The sequence below is a fragment of the Microlunatus sp. M237 genome (genome assembly GCF_056896895.1).
The window spans coordinates 722,491-742,418 of the sequence record NZ_JBXHBL010000002.1 but is presented as its reverse complement, the minus strand read 5'-3'; the positions used below and the strand labels follow the sequence as shown (position 1 = coordinate 742,418).

The window sequence follows — 19,928 nt, the reverse complement described above, 5'->3', positions numbered from 1 at the left end:
GTGGCTCCCATCCGTACCGTCGTTCACCTGCTGCGCCACGGTGAGGTCGAGAATCCGGGCGGTGTCCTCTACGGCCGGCTGCCCGACTTCCACCTCTCCGAGCGTGGTCAGGCCATGGCCCGTCGGGTGGCCCACCACCTCAAGGACGCCGACCTCGCGCACCTGCGCTGCTCGCCGTTGGAGCGCGCCCAGGAGACCATGGCCCCGGTGGCCGAGATCCACGGTCTGCCGGTCATCACCGACGGACGCGTGATCGAGGCGGAGAACTTCCTCGAGGGCGGGATCGTGTCGATGGCGGTGCTGTCGCGCAGCCCCGCCAAGTGGCGCTACTTCCGCAACCCGATGCGACCGACCTGGGGGGAGGCGTACCGCGACATCGTCGCCCGGATGCGCCTCGCCGTGCGTGACGCTGCCCAGGCCGCCGAAGGCCACGAGGCGTTGATCGTCTCCCACCAGCTGCCGATCTGGATGGCGCGCTGCGACGTGGAGGGGCGCCGGCTGGCGCACGACCCGCGCAGTCGGCAGTGCACGCTGGCCAGCCTGACCTCGTTCACCTTCTTGGACGGCCGGGTGAGTGGGGTCAGCTATCACGAGCCGGCCGCCGACCTGCTGCCCGGCGCAACCAGCCGAAAGTTCGTCGCCGGTGCTTGAGAAGCGCCGACCGGCCGCCCGTACGGTGGCCCGGGCCGCGGCATCCCTGGCCGCGATCGCCACGCTGACGGCCGGCTGCACGACGACCGGAGCCGATGAACAGACCCGCGCCAACAGCCAGACCGGCTACGTCGGCGCCGACTCGTCGCTGACCCGCGTCGCTCCGGCCGACCGCACGTCGGCCCCGGAGGCCGTCGGCACCGAGCTGGGTGGCTCCAACACCTTGTCGTCGGGCCAGTACGTGGGCAAGGTCGTCGTCCTCAACGTCTGGGGCTCCTGGTGCAACCCGTGCCGCAAGGAGGCCCCGGAGCTGCAGGCTGCCAGCGAGGAGACGGCCGACATCGCGCAGTTCCTGGGCCTGAACACCCGCGATACCAACCCGGCCAACGGTGAGGCCTTCGAGCGCGCCCAGGGGATCACCTACCCGAGCATCTATGACCCGAGCGGGGCTGTGCTGCTGAAGTTCGCCGGCGAGCTGCCGCCGACCGCCATCCCGTCGACGTTGATCCTGGACCAGCAGGGTCGGATCGCGGTCCGGATCCTCGGCCCGATCACCAAGGTCACGCTGGTCGATCTCGTCACCGACGTCGCGGACGGAAAGTGATGCCCGTCTGGGCCGTACCCCTCGATCTCGGCAGTTGGGCGGAGGCAGCGGTCGGCGGATCGATGCTGCTCGCGCTGCCGGTCGCGGCGCTGGCCGGCTTGGTGTCGTTCTTCTCGCCCTGCGTGGTGCCGCTGCTGCCGGGCTATCTCTCCTACGCCACCGGACTGGGGGCGGCCGAGGTGGTCGAGGGCACCCGGCGCCGCGGGCGGATGCTGGCCGGCACCAGCTTGTTCGTGCTCGGCTTCGCCGTGGTGTTCGTCGCCACCGGCGTAGTGGCCGGTTCGCTGGGTCAGGCGCTGCTGGAGCACCGGCTGGTGATCTCTCGGGTGCTCGGGGTCGTCATCATCGTCCTCGGGCTGATGTTCGCCGGGGTGCTCCGCGTCGGTCAGACCGACCTGCGGCTGCAGACCGTGCCGCGGGTCGGAGTCGCCGCGGCTCCGCTGCTCGGCGTGGTCTTCGCCCTGGGCTGGACGCCGTGCATCTCGCCCACCCTCGGTGTGGTGCTGCAGCTCGGGCTGAACGAGGGCAGCGCGTTGCGTGGCGGCCTGCTCGGCTTCGTCTACGCGCTCGGTCTCGGCCTGCCGTTCGTCGTCGCCGGGCTGGCCTTCACCCGGATGGCCCGCGCGGTCGCCGTGCTGCGCCGCCACCAGGTGGCGATGATGCGAGCTGGAGGCGTTTTGATGGTGGTGGTCGGCCTCCTGCTGGTCACCGGGATCTGGGAGCAGCTGATGGGAGTGGTGCGCCAGTGGGCACCCGGGTTCGAGACGGTGATCTGACGTGACCGAGACCACGTCCGGCCCAGCCGAGCGGACCCGTACCCAGCGGGACTCCCGCTCCCGGCGACGCAGCTCCACCCCCGCCCCGGCCCTCGGGCCGCTGGGCACCGTGCGCTACCTGTGGACCCAGCTCACCTCGATGCGGACCGCCCTGGTGCTGCTGTTCGCCCTGGCCCTGGCGGCCATCCCCGGCTCACTGGTGCCTCAGCGCAACGTGTCGCCGATCCGGGTCTCGGACTTCCTCGCCGAGCACCCGAGCCTGGGCCCGATCTACGACAAGATCGGGATGTTCGAGGTCTACACCTCTCCCTGGTTCTCCGCGATCTATCTGCTGCTGTTCGTCTCCCTGGTCGGCTGCATCGTGCCCCGGGTCGGGGTGTACGCCCGTGCGCTCCGCGGCCGCCCGCCACGGACCCCGGCCAACCTGTCGCGACTGCCCGTGCACGCCAGTGTCGAGGCCGAGGGCTCCAGCCCTGAGGAGGTGCTGGACCGGGCGGAGCGGGAGCTGCGCCGACAGCGCTACCGGGTGGTGCGCGAGGCCGACTCCGTCTCGGCCGAGCGGGGCTATCTCCGGGAGGCGGGCAACCTGGTCTTCCACGTCAGCCTGTTGGTGCTGCTGCTCGGCGTCGCCGTGATGACCTTGTTCGGTTTCCGCGGGACCAGCGTGGTCATCACCGGGCAGGGCTTCTCCAACACCTTGACCCAGTACGACGACTTCAGCGCCGGGGCGTCGTTCCGCGACACCGCGCTCGACCCGTTCGGCGTCACCGTCAAGAGCTTCGACGTGGCCTTCGAGACGGGCCCGGTGCAGCGCGGCGCGGCGCGGCTGTTCAAGGCGGTGGTGGACGTGACACCTCGCCCGGGCGAGCCGAGCGAGGAGAAGGTGCTCGAGGTCAACAAACCACTCAACATCGACGGCACCACCGTGCACCTGATCGGCCACGGCTATGCGCCGGTGGTCACCGTGCGCGACGGGAAGGGCAATGTCGCCTTCTCGGGTCCGGTGGTGTTCCTTCCGCAGGACGGCAACTTCACCTCGGCCGGCGTGATCAAGGTGCCCGACGCCCGACCCGACCGGCTGGCGTTCGAAGGTCTGTTCCTGCCCACGGCGGTGACCACCGGCGAGGAGGCGGCCCCGAGCTCCGGCTTCCCGGACGCCTTCAACCCGGTGCTGTTCCTCACCGTCTGGTCCGGGCCGCCACGGGTGGAGACCGGGCTGCCGGAGAACGTCTACTCACTCGACACCACCGGGATGACCCAGCTCGAGGGCAAGAACGGTGCCCAGCTGCGGATCGTGCTCACGCCGGGCGCGTCCTACACACTGCCCGACGGTCAGGGCTCGATCGAGATGGAGGGCTGGTCGCGCTGGGTGAAGCTCCAGGTCGCCGACAGCCCGGGTGCGGTCATCTCGCTCAGCGCCATCGCGCTGGCCGTCACCGGTCTGTGTCTGTCGTTGTTCATCCGGCCACGCCGGGTCTGGGTCCGCACTCGTCGATCCGAGGATGGACCTACGCTGGTGGACGTGGCAGGTCTGGACCGGGCCGACGCCCGAGCCGGCCTCGACGAGGACGTCGCCGAGCTGGCTGCTGGACTGTCCAAGGCGTCCGAGCAGGAGAGCACCAGATGATCAGCAGATCCCAGGCCGCCGGTGTCGGGGTCTTCGAGCAGGAGACGAGAGCACGATGAACTACGAGTACTACTCCAGCGTCGCGTTGGTCACCTCGGTCGTGGTGTACATGCTGGCCATGTTCGCCCACGCCGCGGAGTGGGCCGCCGCGCGCGGCACGGGGGCCGGCGCCACCGCCGGGACCCGCGAGCTGGTCGGCGTGGCCACCGGCAGCGGCTCGGTCCCCGCCGCCGGCACGTCCGAGGCGCCCGAAAGCTCCAGCGCCGGCTCGGCCTCCGAGGACCGGATCGAACGGTTCGGCCGGATCGGTGTCGCGCTGACCGTCGTCGGTTTCGTGCTCAGTACGGCGGGGGTCGTGCTGCGTGGTGTGGCCGCCGGGCGCGCGCCGTGGGGCAACATGTTCGAGTTCACCACCAGCGCGATGGTGTTCGTCGTCGGCGCCTATCTGCTGCTGCTCGCCCGGAGCGGTGCCCGTTGGCTCGGTCTGCCGGTCACCCTGCTGGCGTCGATCGGCAACGGACTCGCCGTCACGGTGTTCTACGTCGCCGTCGCGCCGCTGGTTCCGGCCCTGCATTCGGTCTGGTTCATCATCCACATCGTGGCCGCTGCGATCGCGGGTGCCGCCTTCAACATCGGCGGCCTCGCCTCGATCCTCTATCTGGTCCGCAAGCGCGCCGAGGACCGTGGCCAGGTCACCGGCTATCTCGGCCGGCTGCCGAGTGCCGCGCGGATCGACCTGCTGACCTACCGGTTCCACGCCTTCGCGTTCCCGCTGTGGACCTTCACCGTGGCCGCCGGCGCCGTCTGGGCCGAATATGCCTGGGGCCGCTACTGGGGGTGGGATCCGAAGGAGACCTGGGCGCTGGTGACCTGGGTGGTCTACGCCTGCTATCTGCACGCCCGCTCGACGGCGGGCTGGAAGGGCTCACGGGCGGCGGTCATCGCGATCATCGGTCTGGTCTCGTTCTGGTTCAACTTCGTCGGCATCAACCTGCTGGTCTCCGGGCTGCACTCGTACGCCGGCGTGTGAGGCCGATCGGACGGCAGTCGGGGTCCTCGCGCTGACCTGGCACGATGGAGGCATGCGGCATCATGACCTGTGCATCATCGGCAGCGGCTCCGGCAACTCGATCCCCGACGAGCGGTTCGCCGACCTCGACATCGCGATGGTGGAGAAGGGCGTCTACGGCGGCACCTGCCTGAACGTCGGCTGCATCCCCACCAAGATGTTCGTCTATCCCGCCGACCTGGCCGCCGCACCGGTCGGCGCCGACCGGCTGGGGGTCGAGCTGCAGCTGAACAAGGTCCGCTGGCCCGAGATCCGAGACCGCGTCTTCGGCCGGATCGATCCGATCTCCCGCGCCGGCGAGCGGTGGCGGGCGTCGAACGAGAACGTCACGCTGTATCGGGCTCAGGCCCACTTCGTCGGTCCTCGGACTCTGGACACCGGCACCGGTGAGGTGATCACCGCCGACCGGTTCGTCATCGCTGCCGGCAGTCGGCCGATCATGCCCGACATCCCCGGGCTGGACACCGTGCCGGCGCACACCTCGGACACGGTGATGCGGCTGGAGTCGCTGCCCAGCTCGATCCTCATCCTCGGCGGTGGCTACATCGGCTCGGAGTTCTCCCACATCTTCAGCTCGTTCGGCGTCGATGTCACCCTGGTGAACCGCTCCGGCGCCATGTTGCGGCAGGAGGACGCTGAGGTTTCGGCCCGGTTCACCGAGCTGATGAGTCGGCGGATCGACCTGCGGCTGAACACCGCGGTGACCAGGGTCGCTCCCGGCCCGCACGGCGGGGTGACGGCGGAGCTGCGCGGTGTCGACGGCGCCACCTCGACCGTGCAGGCGGACGTGCTGCTGGTCGCGATGGGACGTACGCCCAACGGCGACACCCTCGATCTGGACAGCACCGGGGTGGCGACCGATGACGACGGCTACGTGGTCGTCGACGAGTTCCAACAGACGACGGCCGAGGGCATCTTCGCCCTCGGCGACGTCAGCTCGCACTACCAGCTCAAGCACGTGGCCAACCACGAGGCGCGGGTCGTCCAGCACAACCTGCTGCACCCGGACGCCATGATCGCCGCCGACCACCGGTTCGTGCCGCACGCGGTGTTCTCCGAGCCGCAGGTGGCCTCGGTCGGCCTGACCGAGCAGCAGGCCATCGCCCAGGGGATCCGCTATGTCACAGCGGTGCAAGACTACGGCTCCGTGGCGTACGGCTGGGCGATGGAGGACACCGAGCACTTCGCCAAGCTGCTGGCCGACCCGAAGACCGGTCTGCTGCTCGGCGCGCACCTGATCGGCCCGCAGGCATCGTCGCTGATCCAGCCGCTGATCCAGGCGATGAGCTTCGGCCTGCCAGCGCAGTCGATGGCCCGCGGCCAGTACTGGATCCACCCGGCCATGGCCGAGCTGATCGAGAACGCGCTGCTGTCGCTGCCGCTGGAGGTCTGAGCGCCGCGTCTGGCCCCGGCCGGTCGGTTTCTCGACCGGGGCCAGAGGAGAGCACCTAGCCGAACAGGTGCCGGCGCAGTGCGTCGTCGTTCAGGTGCGGACTCTCATTCCAAGACGACCAGCGCATAGCCGTCGATTCGGGGAACGACGACGTTCGTCCGATCCCCGTCCCGCTCGATCGAGAGTGGCGTTCGATCCGGAGCGAGATAGGCCAGCTGCGGAGTCCCCGCCACCGACAGCCGAACATCGGTCGCTATCGGGTAGTCGTCGATCGCACTGCCGCGTCCCCGCGTCTCGGGGTGGGTGAGCTTGACATGGCACATCAGCCGCCCTGCCTGGCTGGTCAGGGTGACCCGTCCCGTAGCCGGCACGCCCGTCACCTGCACCGCCCTCTCCGGAAGAAGCTGGTCGATGCAGTGTTGAACCAGCGCGCGGTCGGCCTGCGCCGGGTTGTCGAGGTAGCCGGCGAAGACGTCGAAACTGATGTGGATGACCTGCCCAGCTCTAGCCACGGCCGGATGTCCGCTGGGCCCGTCCGGCGGAGTGTAGAAGTAGCCGTGGAAGCCGTCCCAGACGCTGTCGGAATAGGCTGCGTGATAGGCGGCGATCTCCTCGACGCCCCCAGCGGAAGCCCCGAGCAGGATGTTCGGCCGTGTCACGGTGCAGGCCATGTCCGGGAGCCCCGGAATCAATCCCGCAGGCGCGCGGAAATACCGTCGCGTGATGGTGTCGGGACCGTCGTAACCGAACGGCCAGTGTGTCGAAGCGAAGCCCTGGCGATCGGGGTCGAGGCCGGATGCGCCGCTGCTGAGCACCGCGCCACCCGCCGAGACGAAGGCGTCCACCTTCGCCGCGAGTTCAGCGGACAAGGTGATGTCGTCAGGCAGGACGAGCAGTCGGTAACTGGCTAGGTCGTGACGGTCGTCGACGATGTCGTACGTGAGGTGCAGTTCCCCCAGCAGACGGGTTGCGCCGGCGTGGCTGTCAGTCACGCTCCGGTCGGGAGCAGCCAGGATTGCCACCTCTGCCACGGCCGTGGCTCCCAGCGTCCACGGCTCCAGAGACTCGATGTCGCGATAGATCCGTTCTACGACGTCGTAGACCGCGGGCTCCAGCCGACCGCGCGGATGGAGGTGGTCCCCGATCGACGGCTGGGCGGCATTGCTGATGGCGTCCCAGCAGTCGTTGCGGATGGACTCCTCAGTCTTCAGCCCACCGAACTCGCCCCACGACGTGTTGAACCGGCCGGTCATGTAGAGAACCTGCGGGTACAGGTTGCGCTCGTAGGCGACATGCGCCGGGAAATAGTCGTAGCCCCACGATCCACCGGGTAGGCACTCGATCTCCGCGTGGGTACGGATCCCTTCGACGAGGTTCGTGGCCAAGCCGTTGGGTGCCAGGAACCGCTCGGGGCCGGCAATGGCGCTCACCTCGGCCGCGAACTCGGCCCAGCGCCGCTCGGCGAACTTGAGCACCGTGGCGTCGTCGAGGGGGTCGCCGCCCGATTCTCGGATAGCTGTAAGACACTCGTCGCCGTAGCAGGGCCTAACGACCATACAGTCGAGGAAGACTCCGTCGACCGGATACCGTTCAACTACTTCGCGGATCATCGACAGCATGTATTCCCGGTACCCGGAATGAATGCACATGTTGCGGAAGAAGTTCCCAGTTCGATCATCGGTGATGATGCGACCGTCGGCTTCGACGACCGTCCACTCTCGATGGCGACGCGCCATCTCATGATCAAGTCCGATGTTGAAGTATGCGGTGACGCCGATGCCGACCTCATGGCAGGCGTCAACCATGCCACCCAGCATGTCATCGGCATAGCCCGGATAGGGCAGGCCGATGTCGGTCGGGTAGTACGCGAAGCCGAGGTTGCATTTGGCGAAGACGTTCACGTAGTCGACGTGCGCGGCGGCGAGCGTATTCGCAAACTCGGAGGCTTTGAACTCGGCACCGAAGTCATGGATGCCGGGCATTGTGTGGAAGTCGAGATGGACGGCGCGTCGAAGTTCTCGCACTGGCCTGTTCCCTCCTCTCGCCGAGGCGAGGGTCGTGGATCCGATGGGTATTACCAATAGGTCATTTACTGCTGACGACAATCTAGAAACCACCGCTACTGAAGTCAATAGATCAGATGATCATAAGGTGCAAAAATTGGAATACTCATGACGAGCATTGATCCGGGTCATCGCGCCCGTCCCGCAGGAAGGTCGACGCCGCAGTCATCTGCTCGACCCGCGGCAGCGTCCGGATCACCCTCAGCAGCTGCGCGGCCAGTTCACACAGGACTCGACGATCCGCGTGCTCCTCAGCCCGACCAGAGTGGGGGGCTGACGGAGCGCTGGGCGCAGGTGAGGTCGGCTACTCGGTCACCACAGGAACAAGATCGCGTGACGAACGGCGGCCGCACGACCGTTTGGGACTGCAAGGGCGGATCTGGTGCCGATCGGGGTCATGTCGTAGCTCTTCGGGCGAAGATCGGCTGTCAGGTCAGCGCGCCCGCGGTGACGGTCACGTCCCCATTGGTGTGGTCGCCCGGCCGGCCGTGTCGGCCTCATCGGACACCGGCACGGTGATCGTCACCGTGGTGCCCTCGCCCAGACTGGACTCGACCAGGATCGTTCCGCGATGGCGATCCATGATCATCTTCACGATGGCCAAGCCGAGGCCGGTACCGGGGATCTCGTGTGCCTCGGGGTTGGTGGAGCGGAAGAACCGGTCGAAGAGGTGCTCCTGGTCCGCCACCGAGATGCCCAGCCCGTGGTCGATCACCCGCAGCCCGGCGTGCCCGTCGCTGCGGAACAGCTCGACGACGACCACACCGCCGCCGCGGGTGAACTTCGCGGCGTTGGTGAGCAGGTTGACGACCACCCGCTCCAGCTCGTCGGGGTCACCGACGACCGGCAACGGCTGTTCGGCGGGATAGAGGTCGATCGCGACATCGTGGCGATCGGCGAAGTCCTGGACCGAGTGGGCTGCCTCGGCCGCCAGCTGACCGAGGTCCAACGGCATCGCGTTGGTCAGCGCTGAGGACTCCTGGACCCGGGAGAGCAGCAACAGATCCTCGATCAGGCTCATCAGTCGCTGGCTGTTGCGCTCCACCACGGCCAGCGACCGGTCGATCACCGGGTTGATCTCACCCAGCTCACCGCTGCGGACCAGGTCGAGATAGCCGACGATCGAGGTCAGCGGGGTACGCAGCTCGTGGGACACCATCGAGACGAAAGCGTCCTTGGTGCCGTCCAGGGCGCGGAGCTCCTCGACCAGCTCAGTCTCGCGTTCGTACAACCGGGCGTGCAGCACCGCGTGACCGATCTCGCTGCCCAGTTCCATGGCCGCCGCGCGCTCGGTGTTGGTCCAGTCCGGCTGCTCGGGACCTCGGCTCAACACCATGACGCCGAGACACTCCGGTCCGGCGCCGAGCGCGGCCAGCAGGATCGTCCCGGCCGATACCCGGTCGGCCAGGGCCATCAGGTCCTCGTGCTCGACGGCACTCATCGGGAACGGCGGCTCGTCCTCAGAGCGCCGCATCACGATGGCCTCCTGCGTACGCCAGCAGTGCTCGCCCGCGCGACGGGCCAGCTCCACCGCTATGTCGGACGGCGCCACCGCCGGCTCATCGGGATACATGGCGCCGCGACCGGGACCGGGCAGCTCCCCGGTGCCGTCGAACGCCATGATCCACAAGGTGCTGGCGTTCATGGCCCTCATCGCCGGCCGCACAGCGGCGTCGATCACCGTGTCGACGGCCAAGGTGGTGCGGGTGGTGAGGGTGACCTCCCGCAGCCGGCTCTGCAGCTCCAGCTCGGCGGCCAGGCGCTCGCGGGACGCCTGGTTCTGTGCGGCCATCGCGTTGACCGCGGCAGACACTGCGCGGATCTCGAGCACGGCCCCCCCGGTCTCGGCCCGCGTACTGAGGTCGCCGGCCTCCAACGACCGCACCGTCGCGTGCAGGTTCTCCAGCGGTGGCACGATCGACTGCAGGGTCCGCCGCCCGCCCCACCGACCGATCGCGGCAGCGGCCACCCCGAACAGGACCAGGCCCAGCCCGGCGAGCCAGACCACGGTCCGGGCGTCGTCGAGCAGCACGCCGCGGCGCCGCGTCAAGTCGACCCGGATCTCGATGTTGACGGCGCGGAACTCGTCGAAGGTGGCCTTGGCCTGACGCTCGTACGACGGCGGAACCGACTGGGGACCGCGTTCGGCCGCGACGGTCGCCGCATAGCTGACCAGCCAGCGCCGCGCCAGCGCGCGCTGGCGGTCGACCTGGTGGGCCAGCGCGGGGTCGTCGGTGAGCAGCACGTCCAGCTGACCCAGCGCGTAGCTGAGCGGCGCGGTGACCTCGCGGTACGGCTCAAGGAAAACCGGATCCTGGGTCAGCTGATACCCGCGGATCGCCGACTCGGCCTCAGTCATCCGTTGCAGCACCACGGTGTTGGCAGTGCCCGCTGGCACTACGGTGGTGGCCAGCTCATGGAGCCGGTCATAGACCAGGGTGAGGCCGACCAGTCCGGTCCCCGTCAGCAGCGCGAGACCGATCGAGACGTTGGCGACCACAAGGTTGATCCGGGAGCGCACCGACTGCTGGGACCGCTGTGTCGGGTTTGCTCTCTGCACCTGACCACCTTGACTCCGGCCCTGTGGGCGGGCCCGATCCTGTCCTCCGAGAGCCCGCATCGGCCGCGGACGCCGGTCAGTCTCTCAGACTCCGGGCGCGGCGGCCGGCAGGTCGTCCACTCCTGGGACGCGATCAAGGTGAGCAGCCCAGTGGCAGGCCGCCTGGTGCGCCGCGTCGCTGGTCAGCAGCGGCAGCTCGGTGCCGGTGCAGTGACCCGCAACCGCGTCGGCGGCCCCGCTGAGCCTGGCCGGGCAGCGCGGGTGGAAGCGGCAGCCGGCGGGGATGTCGGTCGGGTCCGGCATCTCGCCGGGCAGCTCAGCCGGTACGCCGTGGTGGGGGAGCGCGGCCAGCAGCGCCTGCGTGTACGGGTGCCGCGGCTGCTGCAGCACCACCTCCACCGGTCCGGACTCGACGATCCTTCCCAGATACATCACCGCGATACGGTCGGCGATGTTCCAGGCCACCCCGAGGTCGTGGGTGACGATCAAGGTGCCGACCCCGAGGTCGTCGCGCAGGGCGAGCAGCAGCGCGAGGATCTCACCACGCACCGACGCGTCCAGCGAGGCGACGGGCTCGTCGGCGATGATCACCTCGGGTTCCAGCACCAGCGCACCGGCGATGACCACCCGCTGGCGCTGGCCACCGGAGAGCTCGTGTGGGTAGCGGCGGGCGAACCGCTCGACCGGGCGCAGACCCACCCGCTCCAAGGCCTCATGCACCCGGCGTCGCTCGTCGCCGAGGCGGTGGATGCGGACGCCTTCGGCGACGGCGTCGTAGACCGTCTGCCGGGGGTTGAGCGCTCCGCTGGGATCCTGCAGCACCAGCTGGACCTGACGGCGGTGACGGCGCAGCGCGGCGGTGGAGGTTCCGAGCGGCTGACCGTCGCGCACCACCCGGCCGCCGGTGGGACGTACCAGCCCCAGCAGCGCCCGTCCCAGGGTCGTCTTGCCCGACCCGGACTCGCCGACCAGCGCGACGATCTCACCCGGCGCGATGGTGAGGTTCACCTCGTCCACGGCTCTGGCCACCCGGCCACGGCTGCGGAAGTCGACCCGCAGCTGCTCGGCAGTCAGGCCTGCGGTGGTGGACCGGTCGCTGCCGGGGACCGTCGTCATCGGGCGCTCTCCAGGGTCTGCGCTGACGCGCGCTCGGGCCCCGGGTGCCAGCAGGCGACCCGGCGGTCCGGGTGCTCGGCGAGCTCCACCAGCGGTGGCTGCTCGGCGACGCACCGGTCGGTGGCCCGGGGGCAGCGGGGCGCGAACGGGCAGCCCGGCAGCTCCGCGGTCAGGTCCGGCGGGTCGCCGGCGAGGCCACGCGGTGCGCGGCGGGAGGCCGGGTCCCCGATCACCGGGAAGGCGGCAGCCAGCCCTTGGGTGTAGGGATGCTGGGCGTCGCCGAACAGGCTGGGTCCGGGTCCCTGCTCGACGATCCGCCCGGCGTACATCACAGCCACCTCGGCGCAGGTGGCCGACAGCACCGCCAGGTCGTGACTGATGATCATCAGCGCCACGGAATGCTCGTCCACCAGCGCCCGGAGCGTACGCAGGATGCCGGCCTGGATGACCACGTCGAGTGCGGTGGTCGGCTCGTCGGCGATGATCACCTGCGGCCGGCAGGCCAGGGCCATGGCGATCATGACCCGCTGCTTCTGCCCGCCGGACAGCTCGTGCGGATAGCTCGCGTGCCGCCAGCCGGGCAGCCCGACCTGGGTCAGCAAACCACGCGCCTCGGCCGAGGCCTGCGCCCGCTGCGCTCGGGTGGGCTTCTCACCGACCGAGTGCAGCAGCAGTGGCTCGGCGATCTGGCGGCCGATCGTCTGGACCGGGTTCAGCGAGTGCAGGGCGCCCTGGAAGACGATCGACGCCCCCGCCCAGCGGACGGCCCGCAGCTCGCCCCACCGCATGGTCAGCACGTCCCGCTCGTCCAGCAGCACCTCCCCGGTCACCGTGGCAGAGCGCGGCAGCAGCCGGAGCACCGACATGGCGACGGTGGACTTGCCGCAGCCGGACTCACCGGCCAACCCGAGGCTGCGGCTCGGCGCCACGCTCAGATCCACGCCACGGACGGCGCGTACGTCGTCGCCCTCGACGGCATAGCTGACCTGCAGGTTCCGGATGGCCAGGCCGCTCATCGGGCTCCTCGCAGCTTGGGGTTCAGCACCGACTCCAGCGAGCGGCTGACCAGGGTGAACGAGAGCACAACCACCACGATCGCCAGCCCCGGCGGCAGCAGGAACCACCAGGCCCCGGCGGTGGCGGCGCCGGACGCCTTGGCAGCTCGCAGGACCGAGCCCCACGACACCCGGGTCGGGTCCCCGAGGCCGAGGAAGGACAAGGTGGACTCGGCCAGGATGGCGCTGGCCACGGTCAGCGTGGTGTTGGCCAGCACCAGGGGTAGCACGCTGGGCAGGATGTGCTTGCTCATCTGGTGCCAGTGGCCGCCCCCGAGGGCCCGGGCGCGCTCCAGGTAGGGGCGGGTGTCGACGGTCATGGTCTGGGCCCGGATCAACCGCGCCGTGCCGGCCCAGGAGGTGACGCCGATGACGATCACGATGACCAGCAGTGAGCGGTCGAGGACCGAGGCCAGGGCGAGCGCCAGCGGCAGCGAGGGCAGCACCAAGAACCAGTCGATCAGGCGCTGCAGCAGCGCGGCGGTCCAGCCACGGAAGTGTCCGGCGGCGATCCCCACCGCGGTGCCCAGCACCATCGACAAGATGCTGGCCAGCAGTCCGACGAGCAGGGAGATCCGGGCACCGTAGAGGGTCAGCAGCGCCACCGAACGACCACTGTTGTCGGTGCCGAGCAGGAACTCCCGGTCCGGTGGCTGCAGGATGCCGCCGGTGGCGTTGACCACGTTGAGCGCAGCCGGGTCGGTGTAGAGCGGGGCCGCCACGGCGGCCAGGATGACCACCAACAGCACAGCCAGACCGACCAGGCCGGACGGCTCGCGGGCGAACTGGCGCGCCATCACGGCCAGGTCCTGGCGACGGCGCGAGCCGGTCGGAGCGGTCGTGGTGCTCATCGGTGCCGCACCCGCGGGTCGAGGACGAGATAGATCAGGTCGGCCGCCACGTTGGCCACGATCACGCAGCCGGAGAAGACGATGAAGGTCCCCTGAAGCAGCGGCAGGTCGGGCACCAGCAGCGCGTCGGCGGTCAGCGAGCCGAGTCCGGGCCAGGAGAAGACGTACTCGGTGGTGATCGCGCCGGTGATCAGCCCGCCGATGTGCAGCATGATCAGCGTCACCGTGGGCAGCAGCGCGTTGGGGACGGCATGTCGGTTGCGGACCAGGTCCTCGCGCAGTCCCTTGGCGCGGGCGGTCACCAGATAGTCGCTGCCGAGCTCGTCCAACATCGAGGACCGCATCACCAGCAGATACTGCGCGTAGATCACCGCGACGATGGTGAGGGTGGGCAGGACCATGTGGTGGGCGATGTCGAGGCCGGCGGCCAGTGCGCCACCGGTCACATCCGAGGAGCGCATGCCGTTGACCGGGAACAGGCCCGGCAGCGGTCCGATCCCGACCCCCAGCGCCATCAGCAGCAGCAGCGCCAGCCAGAAGGTCGGCACCGACCACAGCGTCAGGCTGACCCCGACGGAGAGCTTGTCGAACAGGCTGCCACGACGCCAGGCGGCCCGGGTGCCCAGCGGGATGCCCAGCGCGACCGCCAGCACCATCGCCGTCCCGGTGAGCAGCAGGGTGGCACCGAGCCGGTCGCCGATCAGCTGTGTCACCGGCACCCGATACTGGAACGACTCGCCGAGGTCCCCGGTGAGCACGCCGCGCAGGTATTGGAGGAACTGCAGCGGCAGCGGCCGGTCCAGTCCCAGGTCGATCCGCAGCTGGGCGATCTGTTCGGCCGAGACCTCACGCCCCCGGGTCATCGTGGTGACCGGGTCGCCCGGCAGCAGCCGGAACAGGAAGAAGCCGACCAGGATGACCAGGACGAACGACACCAGCCCACCGGCCACCGAGCCGACGGCTGTGCGCCAGACGGCCCCTGCGCCACCCCGGCGAGCGCCGCGATCGTCCGCAGACGATGCGCCGTCGGCCGGGGTGACGGTCTCGGCGATCATGGCCCGGTGCCCGGCACTTCTGGGTCCGGCACTACTCGGTGTCCCCGCGACCGGCTCGACTGCGACGCAGGGCGATCAGCACACCGGCGGCGCCGAGCACCACCACCGGAATACCGATGGCGAGAATGGTGGACCAGTCGGTCCCGCCGCCCTCCGCGGCGGCAGCCGCCTTCGGAGTGGCGGACATCAGGCCCCAGCGGCCCTGCTGGCGGATGGAGACTCCGTCGGGCTGCGGCTGGCGGACCAGCGGCTCGAAGGTGTCGGTCCGCTGTGCCTCCAGCGCCTTGGGGTAGTACAAGGTGATGATCGGCGCGTTGACGTAGAGGTTCTTCTGCATCTCGCCCACGATCGCCTTGCGCTTCGCGTCGTCGACCTCTCGGCCCTGCTGGGCGTAGAGGGCGTCGTAGTCGGCGTTGCAGTAGAAGGTGTCGGAGCTGTCGGAGTCGCAGGTCTGGATGGACAAGATGAAGTCCGGATCCGCGTTCGCCGACCAGCCGGAGAAGGCCATGTCGAAGTTGCCCTCGGCGATCTGGTCGTTGAGCGAGGCGTTGGACACCATCGAAGGCGTCACGGTGATGCCCAGCTCGGCGAACCAGCCCTTGATGAACTCGCTCAGTGGGGTCTCGCTGGCGGTGGTGGAGTGACCCAGCAGGCGGAACTTCAGCGGCTGCGACCCGTCCGGCATCCGCCGGATCCCGTCCGGACCACGGGCATAGCCTGCCTCGTCGAGCATCGTGTTGGCCTTGGCCAGGTCAAAGCTCACCTTGGTCGCGTCGTCGGGGGTCCAGGCCCAGTTGGCGAAGGCCGGCGGGATGTAGCCGGCGCCGGGCGCCGCGTAGCCGCCCATCACCTTGTCGACGATGGTCGGGATGTCGATGGCGTGGTGCAGCGCCTGGCGTACCTTGACGTCGGTCAGCGCGGGATGACCGTCACCGATCGGCTTGCCGTCCTTCTTCGCACCGGGGTTGAAGGTCAGCTCGGCGAACCGGCGGCCGGTCGCGGCGCGGGCGGCGATGTCAGGCTTGTCGCTCAGCGACCCGAACTGGGCGGCGGTCATGTCCCCGACCAGGTCCACGTCGCCGGCGATCAGGGCCTGGACCGCCGCGTCGGAGTCCTTGAAGACGGTGTACACGATCTCGTCGACCTTGGGAGCCGGGCCCCAGTAGTTCGGGTTGCGCTGCAGCCGGATGAACTGGTCGGTCTGATACTCGCTGACGATGAAGGGTCCGGAACCGACCATGGGGAAGTCGGTGTTCGGGTCCTCGCCGGCCTTCTTCTTGCCGTCCCAGATGTGCTTGGGCACGATCGGGGTCTCGTTGCTGAGCATGACCTGCGTGGGCAGCGGCACCGACGTCTTGATCACCACTGTCTTGTCGTCGGTGGCGGTCACCGACTCGTAGTTGCTGAAGCTGCTGCCGTTGCCGGCGCCTGCGCTGGGGTCGGTCATCACGGTGGTGAACGTCCAGACCACATCATCGGCGGTGACGGGCTCGCCGTCGGACCACTTGGCCTCGCGCAGGACGAACGTCCACTCGGTGCCGTCGGCGTTCTTGGTGTAGGACTCGGCCAGACCGCCCTCGGGGCTGTAGTCCTTGGCCGAGGAGACCATCAGTGAGTCGTAGTTCAGCCGGAACAGCTCGGCGGCCGAGATGAAGGTGCCGAGGAACGGATTGAAGGAGTCGGGTGCCTGGGTGGAGGCCACCCGGAACCGGGAGACCGGCTCGTCGGCCGAAGCCGGAGCGACGGCACCGAGCATCGCCAGGGCGGCGGCCGCGGTGACGACGAGAAGCCGGAAGAGCCGGACACGGGGTCGGGACGCAGAAGCGGGCATGGGGACAGCTCCTCGGATGACGGAGGCGGGTCTGGGTGAACCATAGACCAGCATCGCGGCCCGTGGCGGCCCGCAGAGGGAATTGACATACGTACGAAGCGCGACCGTAGTGAAGAAGTTACACATGCTCCCGGGGCGGGGTGGAACGCAGACGACCCGTCATCCGGACCACCCGGAGGTGGTCCGAACGACGGGTCGTGGACTGTGTTCGCAGGCGTGCGAGCCGGTGGGCTCAGCGGCGCGAGTCGACCAGCTTCCAGACCGCGGGCAGCAGGCCGGCGGCGACGACGATCTTGGCGAGGTCACCGAGGAGGAACGGCACCACGCCCATGACCAGGGCCGCGGGCAGGTCCACGCCGAGATAGAGCGCCAGCCACGGGACGCCGACGGCGTAGATGGCCAGGTTTCCGAGCACCATCAGGCCGGCGGTCTTCAGCACGGTCCGGTCGGCCCCCCGCTCGGCGAGCTTGCCGACCACGAGGGCGGCGAGGACGAAGCCGACGATGTAGCCGAACGAGGCGAAGGAGAAGCCACTGCGCCCGTCGGTGAACCAGCCGAAGCCCGCCATGCCGACGAGGGCATAGAGCGCCATCGACGCCATCGCCCGCCGGCTGCCGAGCACGGCCACGCTGAGCAGTACGGCCAACGTCTGCAGTGAGAGCGGCACGGGGGTGCCGGGGATCGGGATGGCGATCTGGGCGGCGACGCCGACGAGACCGGCGCCTCCGACGACCAGGGCGATATTGCGGGCCAGTCCGCCCGGGATCGCGTCGGCCAGGGTGCCCGGGCTGACGCTGACGGTGCTCGACATAAGGTGTGTCCTCCGGCTTCGTGGGGCGTGGGTCTCCCGCGCCTCGTTGCGGTCCTACCGACGCTTACCCTAGGGCAGCCGCGAAGGCCCGACCAGCCACGGCCCACGCCGTGGGAACCGACGATCCGACGAGGAACCCGTGACCCCCTGGCGGCTGCACCGGCGCACCCGACGACTGCTGCCGGGCGTCGGGGCGCTCGTCCTGGTCGCTGCGGTGGCCTGTGGTTCTGTGCCGCAGGGCGCGCCGAACCCCGCGCGGTCGGCGGCGACGCCGTCGGGCAGTCGTTCGCCGGCACCGGAGCCGGAGCACAGCACCTCCGCGAGCGCGCCCAGTCCGACGCGCAGCGCGACCCCGGACGCGCCCAGGACATCGGCCGAGCCCACCGACTGCGCCCGGCTGGCCGCGTCACTGAGCCTGACCGAGCAGGTCGGGCAGCTGGTGATGGCCGGGGTCAGCACCAGTGGCCTGACCGCCGCCGACGCCGCCGCCCTGAAGCGGCACCGGATCGGCAGTGTCGTGCTGCTCGGCAACACCGACGCCGGCCGCGACGCGGTGCAGCAGCTGACCGCCGAGGTACGCGACGCCGCCGGCCGGCCAGGTGGGGTGCGGCCGATGCTCGCCGCCGACCAGGAGGGCGGTGAGGTGCAGCGGTTACGGGGACCCGGGTTCGAGACCATGCCCAGCGCGCGCGAGCAGGCCGCGCTGTCGGATGACACCTTGCGCCGCCGGGCGGCGGCCTGGGGCCGGGACCTGGCTGCGGCCGGGATCGATGCTGACCTGGCTCCGGTGGCCGACGTCGTGCCCACCGCGCTGGAGGACAAGAACCAGCCGGTCGGGGTGCTGCGCCGTGGCTACGGCCCGCGGCCGGGCACGGTCGCCGACAAGGTGACGGCGTTCGTCGGCGGGATGCAGGACGCCGAGCTGGCGACGAGCGTGAAGCACTTCCCCGGGCTCGGCCGGGTCCGGGGCAACACCGACTTCACCGCCGACGTGGTCGACACGGTCACCACCCGAGGCGATCAGGACCTGGCCGGGTTCCGGGCGGCGGTGACCGCCGACGTCGACATGGTGATGATCTCGTCCGCGTACTACCGCAAGATCGACCCCGACCGCCCAGCCGCCTTCTCCCCGGTGGTCATCCGCGACATGGTGCGCACCGACCTCGGCTTCGACGGGGTGGTGATCTCCGACGACCTGGCCGGCGCCGCGTTGACCTTCGTGAGCCCACGCCAGCGGGCGCTGCGGTTCCTGGCCGCCGATGGCGACCTGATGATTGCGGGCAGCACCGACCTGGCGGCGGCCATCGCGAACGGCGTGGTGGCTGAGGCCGAGGCCGACCCGAAGCTGGCCGAGCAGATCACCGAGCACACGACACGGGTGCTGCGGATGAAGGCCCGCCACGGGCTGGCGTCCTGCTGAGCCGCCCCACCCCGCGGGGTGGGGCGTCCGGGCGAGAGGTCAGCCGTCGACCTTGAGGTTCTTCAGTGCGTCACGGGCCGGGGCGACCAGCTCGGGCCGGCTGTCGGGGATCGAGGCGTAGTACAGACCGGCGGTGGAGCCGGTGCTGACGATGGCCACGATCAGCAGCTCACCCTTGGTCTGCAGCCCTTCGATGTCGAAAGTGAGCTTGGACTCCACCAACCAGCCGTCATGCCCGTCGATGGTGGTGGCCTTGTTGACGGTCACGTTGCTGGTGACCGGGTTGTCGCCGTAGAACTCGCCGAGGATGCACTTCACCACGATCTGCGACCCCTGCTCGGGGGTGAAGAAGCCGTCACCGGCCTGCAGCTCGCCGACCAGCACCGACGCCACCCAGTTGCTCCCGGGCTGATAGTTGGGCTCGACATCGACGACCTGGCTGAGGACGTCGCGGCCGAACGGCACCCGGGTGTCGCCGGTGGGCGGACCCCACGGGGTACCGAGCAGGGGATACGACACCGGGCCGCCGTGGACCCGGCCGTCCGAGGGGTCGGGCGCCGGTTCCTGCGTCTCGCTCTCCGACTTCGGGCAGATGTCGCCGGTCGGCTGCGAACCGGGCTGGCCGGCGGTGCTGCCGCCGCCACCGCCGATGGCGCGGACGGCGACCACCCCGACCACGATGATCACGAGCAGCAGGGCAGCGGCGCCGAGCCACCAGCCGATCGTGGACTTCTTCCGGCCCTGCTGGGTGTAGTTGGCGTACGCGTTCGGGTTGGCCTGGCCGTAGCCCGGCTGTCCGGACTGGCTGTAGCCGGACTGGCCGTAACTCTGCCCATAGCCTGCTTGGGCGCCGTAGGGCTGGCCGGGGTTCACACCCGGGTTGGCCGGGGCGGACCCGAGAGCCTGGGCCGGCGGCGGTGCCTTCGGGTTGGGCGAGGTCGCGGCGGACCAGGCGTTACCGTCCCAGTACCGGTAGAGGTTCTGGCCGCCGCCTGGATCTGGGTACCACCCTGCTTGTGCGCTCACGGGTGCGAGTTTATGCCGCC

The 19,928-nt window shown here is 69.7% G+C and carries 16 protein-coding genes; 7 read left to right on the top strand and 9 right to left on the bottom strand.

All coding sequences use genetic code 11. From position 1 onward, the window contains the following. The 6 genes from AC1XX3_RS09730 to AC1XX3_RS09705 all read left to right on the top strand — a co-directional run bounded on the left by AC1XX3_RS09730 (window position 1) and on the right by AC1XX3_RS09705 (window position 6,120). On the top strand, window positions 1–651 hold the full coding sequence (locus AC1XX3_RS09730) for a histidine phosphatase family protein (RefSeq protein WP_483320887.1): 651 nt from the start codon (window positions 1–3) through the stop codon (window positions 649–651). Then, a complete protein-coding gene (locus AC1XX3_RS09725; RefSeq protein WP_483320886.1) occupies window positions 644–1,255 on the top strand; it encodes a TlpA family protein disulfide reductase in 612 nt (203 codons plus the stop codon). The genes AC1XX3_RS09730 and AC1XX3_RS09725 overlap by 8 nt, the downstream gene beginning before the upstream one ends. A gap of 62 nt (window positions 1,256–1,317) precedes the next feature. Next, the gene (locus AC1XX3_RS09720) at window positions 1,318–2,031 is read left to right on the top strand and encodes a cytochrome c biogenesis CcdA family protein (RefSeq protein WP_483321178.1); all 714 of its coding nucleotides are present in this window, start codon (window positions 1,318–1,320) and stop codon (window positions 2,029–2,031) included. Between the two features lie 139 nt (window positions 2,032–2,170). Then, a complete protein-coding gene (gene resB / locus AC1XX3_RS09715; RefSeq protein ID WP_483321177.1) occupies window positions 2,171–3,658 on the top strand; it encodes a cytochrome c biogenesis protein ResB in 1,488 nt (495 codons plus the stop codon). 55 nt (window positions 3,659–3,713) lie between these two features. Beyond that, a complete protein-coding gene (ccsB, locus tag AC1XX3_RS09710) occupies window positions 3,714–4,688 on the top strand; it encodes a c-type cytochrome biogenesis protein CcsB (RefSeq protein ID WP_483320885.1) in 975 nt (324 codons plus the stop codon). Between the two features lie 52 nt (window positions 4,689–4,740). Beyond that, entirely contained in the window at window positions 4,741–6,120 is a 1,380-nt protein-coding gene (locus AC1XX3_RS09705; RefSeq protein WP_483320884.1) for a mycothione reductase, read from the top strand. A gap of 104 nt (window positions 6,121–6,224) precedes the next feature. Here AC1XX3_RS09705 and AC1XX3_RS09700 read toward each other — a convergent pair whose 3' ends face one another. From AC1XX3_RS09700 to AC1XX3_RS09665, 8 genes are all read right to left on the bottom strand, one after another. Then, a complete protein-coding gene (locus tag AC1XX3_RS09700) occupies window positions 6,225–8,102 on the bottom strand; it encodes a family 10 glycosylhydrolase (RefSeq protein ID WP_483320883.1) in 1,878 nt (625 codons plus the stop codon). Between the two features lie 535 nt (window positions 8,103–8,637). Further along, window positions 8,638–10,743 carry an ATP-binding protein gene (locus AC1XX3_RS09695; RefSeq protein ID WP_483320882.1) on the bottom strand — a complete coding sequence of 702 codons (2,106 nt, stop codon included), beginning with the start codon at window positions 10,741–10,743 and terminating at the stop codon, window positions 8,638–8,640. An 84-nt stretch (window positions 10,744–10,827) separates the two neighbouring features. Next, a complete protein-coding gene (locus AC1XX3_RS09690) occupies window positions 10,828–11,859 on the bottom strand; it encodes an ABC transporter ATP-binding protein (protein ID WP_483320881.1) in 1,032 nt (343 codons plus the stop codon). Then, window positions 11,856–12,875 carry an ABC transporter ATP-binding protein gene (locus AC1XX3_RS09685; protein WP_483320880.1) on the bottom strand — a complete coding sequence of 340 codons (1,020 nt, stop codon included), beginning with the start codon at window positions 12,873–12,875 and terminating at the stop codon, window positions 11,856–11,858. The genes AC1XX3_RS09690 and AC1XX3_RS09685 overlap by 4 nt, the downstream gene beginning before the upstream one ends. Beyond that, window positions 12,872–13,765: an ABC transporter permease gene (locus tag AC1XX3_RS09680; protein ID WP_483320879.1), complete on the bottom strand. Its 894-nt coding sequence runs from the start codon at window positions 13,763–13,765 to the stop codon at window positions 12,872–12,874. Before AC1XX3_RS09680 ends, AC1XX3_RS09685 begins: the two co-directional genes overlap by 4 nt. Beyond that, window positions 13,762–14,820, bottom strand: coding sequence for an ABC transporter permease (locus tag AC1XX3_RS09675; RefSeq protein WP_483320878.1), 1,059 nt, complete (start codon window positions 14,818–14,820; stop codon window positions 13,762–13,764). Before AC1XX3_RS09675 ends, AC1XX3_RS09680 begins: the two co-directional genes overlap by 4 nt. Window positions 14,821–14,851: 31 nt before the next feature. Continuing rightward, the gene (locus tag AC1XX3_RS09670) at window positions 14,852–16,651 is read right to left on the bottom strand and encodes an ABC transporter substrate-binding protein (RefSeq protein WP_483320877.1); all 1,800 of its coding nucleotides are present in this window, start codon (window positions 16,649–16,651) and stop codon (window positions 14,852–14,854) included. Window positions 16,652–16,883: 232 nt separating this feature from the next. Beyond that, complete coding sequence (locus AC1XX3_RS09665; protein WP_483320876.1) at window positions 16,884–17,462, bottom strand: biotin transporter BioY; 579 nt, start codon at window positions 17,460–17,462, stop codon at window positions 16,884–16,886. A gap of 139 nt (window positions 17,463–17,601) precedes the next feature. Here AC1XX3_RS09665 and AC1XX3_RS09660 point away from each other — a divergent pair, with 139 nt between their 5' ends. Continuing rightward, window positions 17,602–18,882, top strand: coding sequence for a glycoside hydrolase family 3 N-terminal domain-containing protein (locus AC1XX3_RS09660; protein ID WP_483320875.1), 1,281 nt, complete (start codon window positions 17,602–17,604; stop codon window positions 18,880–18,882). A 39-nt stretch (window positions 18,883–18,921) separates the two neighbouring features. Here the strand turns inward: AC1XX3_RS09660 and AC1XX3_RS09655 are convergent, their stop codons facing one another. Then, complete coding sequence (locus AC1XX3_RS09655; protein WP_483320874.1) at window positions 18,922–19,908, bottom strand: DUF2510 domain-containing protein; 987 nt, start codon at window positions 19,906–19,908, stop codon at window positions 18,922–18,924. Window positions 19,909–19,928 lie beyond the last annotated feature (20 nt).

What these genes read in the sequence shown, in the direction of transcription:
- AC1XX3_RS09720 (WP_483321178.1), top strand. Translation starts at nt 1,318, where the DNA reads ATGCTGCTCGCGCTGCCGGTCGCGGCGCTGGCCGGCTTGGTGTCGTTC.
- resB (WP_483321177.1), top strand. Translation starts at nt 2,171, where the DNA reads ATGCGGACCGCCCTGGTGCTGCTGTTCGCCCTGGCCCTGGCGGCCATC.
- ccsB (WP_483320885.1), top strand. Translation starts at nt 3,714, where the DNA reads ATGAACTACGAGTACTACTCCAGCGTCGCGTTGGTCACCTCGGTCGTG.
- AC1XX3_RS09705 (WP_483320884.1), top strand. Translation starts at nt 4,741, where the DNA reads ATGCGGCATCATGACCTGTGCATCATCGGCAGCGGCTCCGGCAACTCG.
- AC1XX3_RS09700 (WP_483320883.1), bottom strand. Translation starts at nt 8,102, where the DNA reads ATGCCCGGCATCCATGACTTCGGTGCCGAGTTCAAAGCCTCCGAGTTT.
- AC1XX3_RS09690 (WP_483320881.1), bottom strand. Translation starts at nt 11,859, where the DNA reads ATGACGACGGTCCCCGGCAGCGACCGGTCCACCACCGCAGGCCTGACT.
- AC1XX3_RS09685 (WP_483320880.1), bottom strand. Translation starts at nt 12,875, where the DNA reads ATGAGCGGCCTGGCCATCCGGAACCTGCAGGTCAGCTATGCCGTCGAG.
- AC1XX3_RS09680 (WP_483320879.1), bottom strand. Translation starts at nt 13,765, where the DNA reads ATGAGCACCACGACCGCTCCGACCGGCTCGCGCCGTCGCCAGGACCTG.
- AC1XX3_RS09675 (WP_483320878.1), bottom strand. Translation starts at nt 14,820, where the DNA reads ATGATCGCCGAGACCGTCACCCCGGCCGACGGCGCATCGTCTGCGGAC.
- AC1XX3_RS09670 (WP_483320877.1), bottom strand. Translation starts at nt 16,651, where the DNA reads ATGCCCGCTTCTGCGTCCCGACCCCGTGTCCGGCTCTTCCGGCTTCTC.
- AC1XX3_RS09665 (WP_483320876.1), bottom strand. Translation starts at nt 17,462, where the DNA reads ATGTCGAGCACCGTCAGCGTCAGCCCGGGCACCCTGGCCGACGCGATC.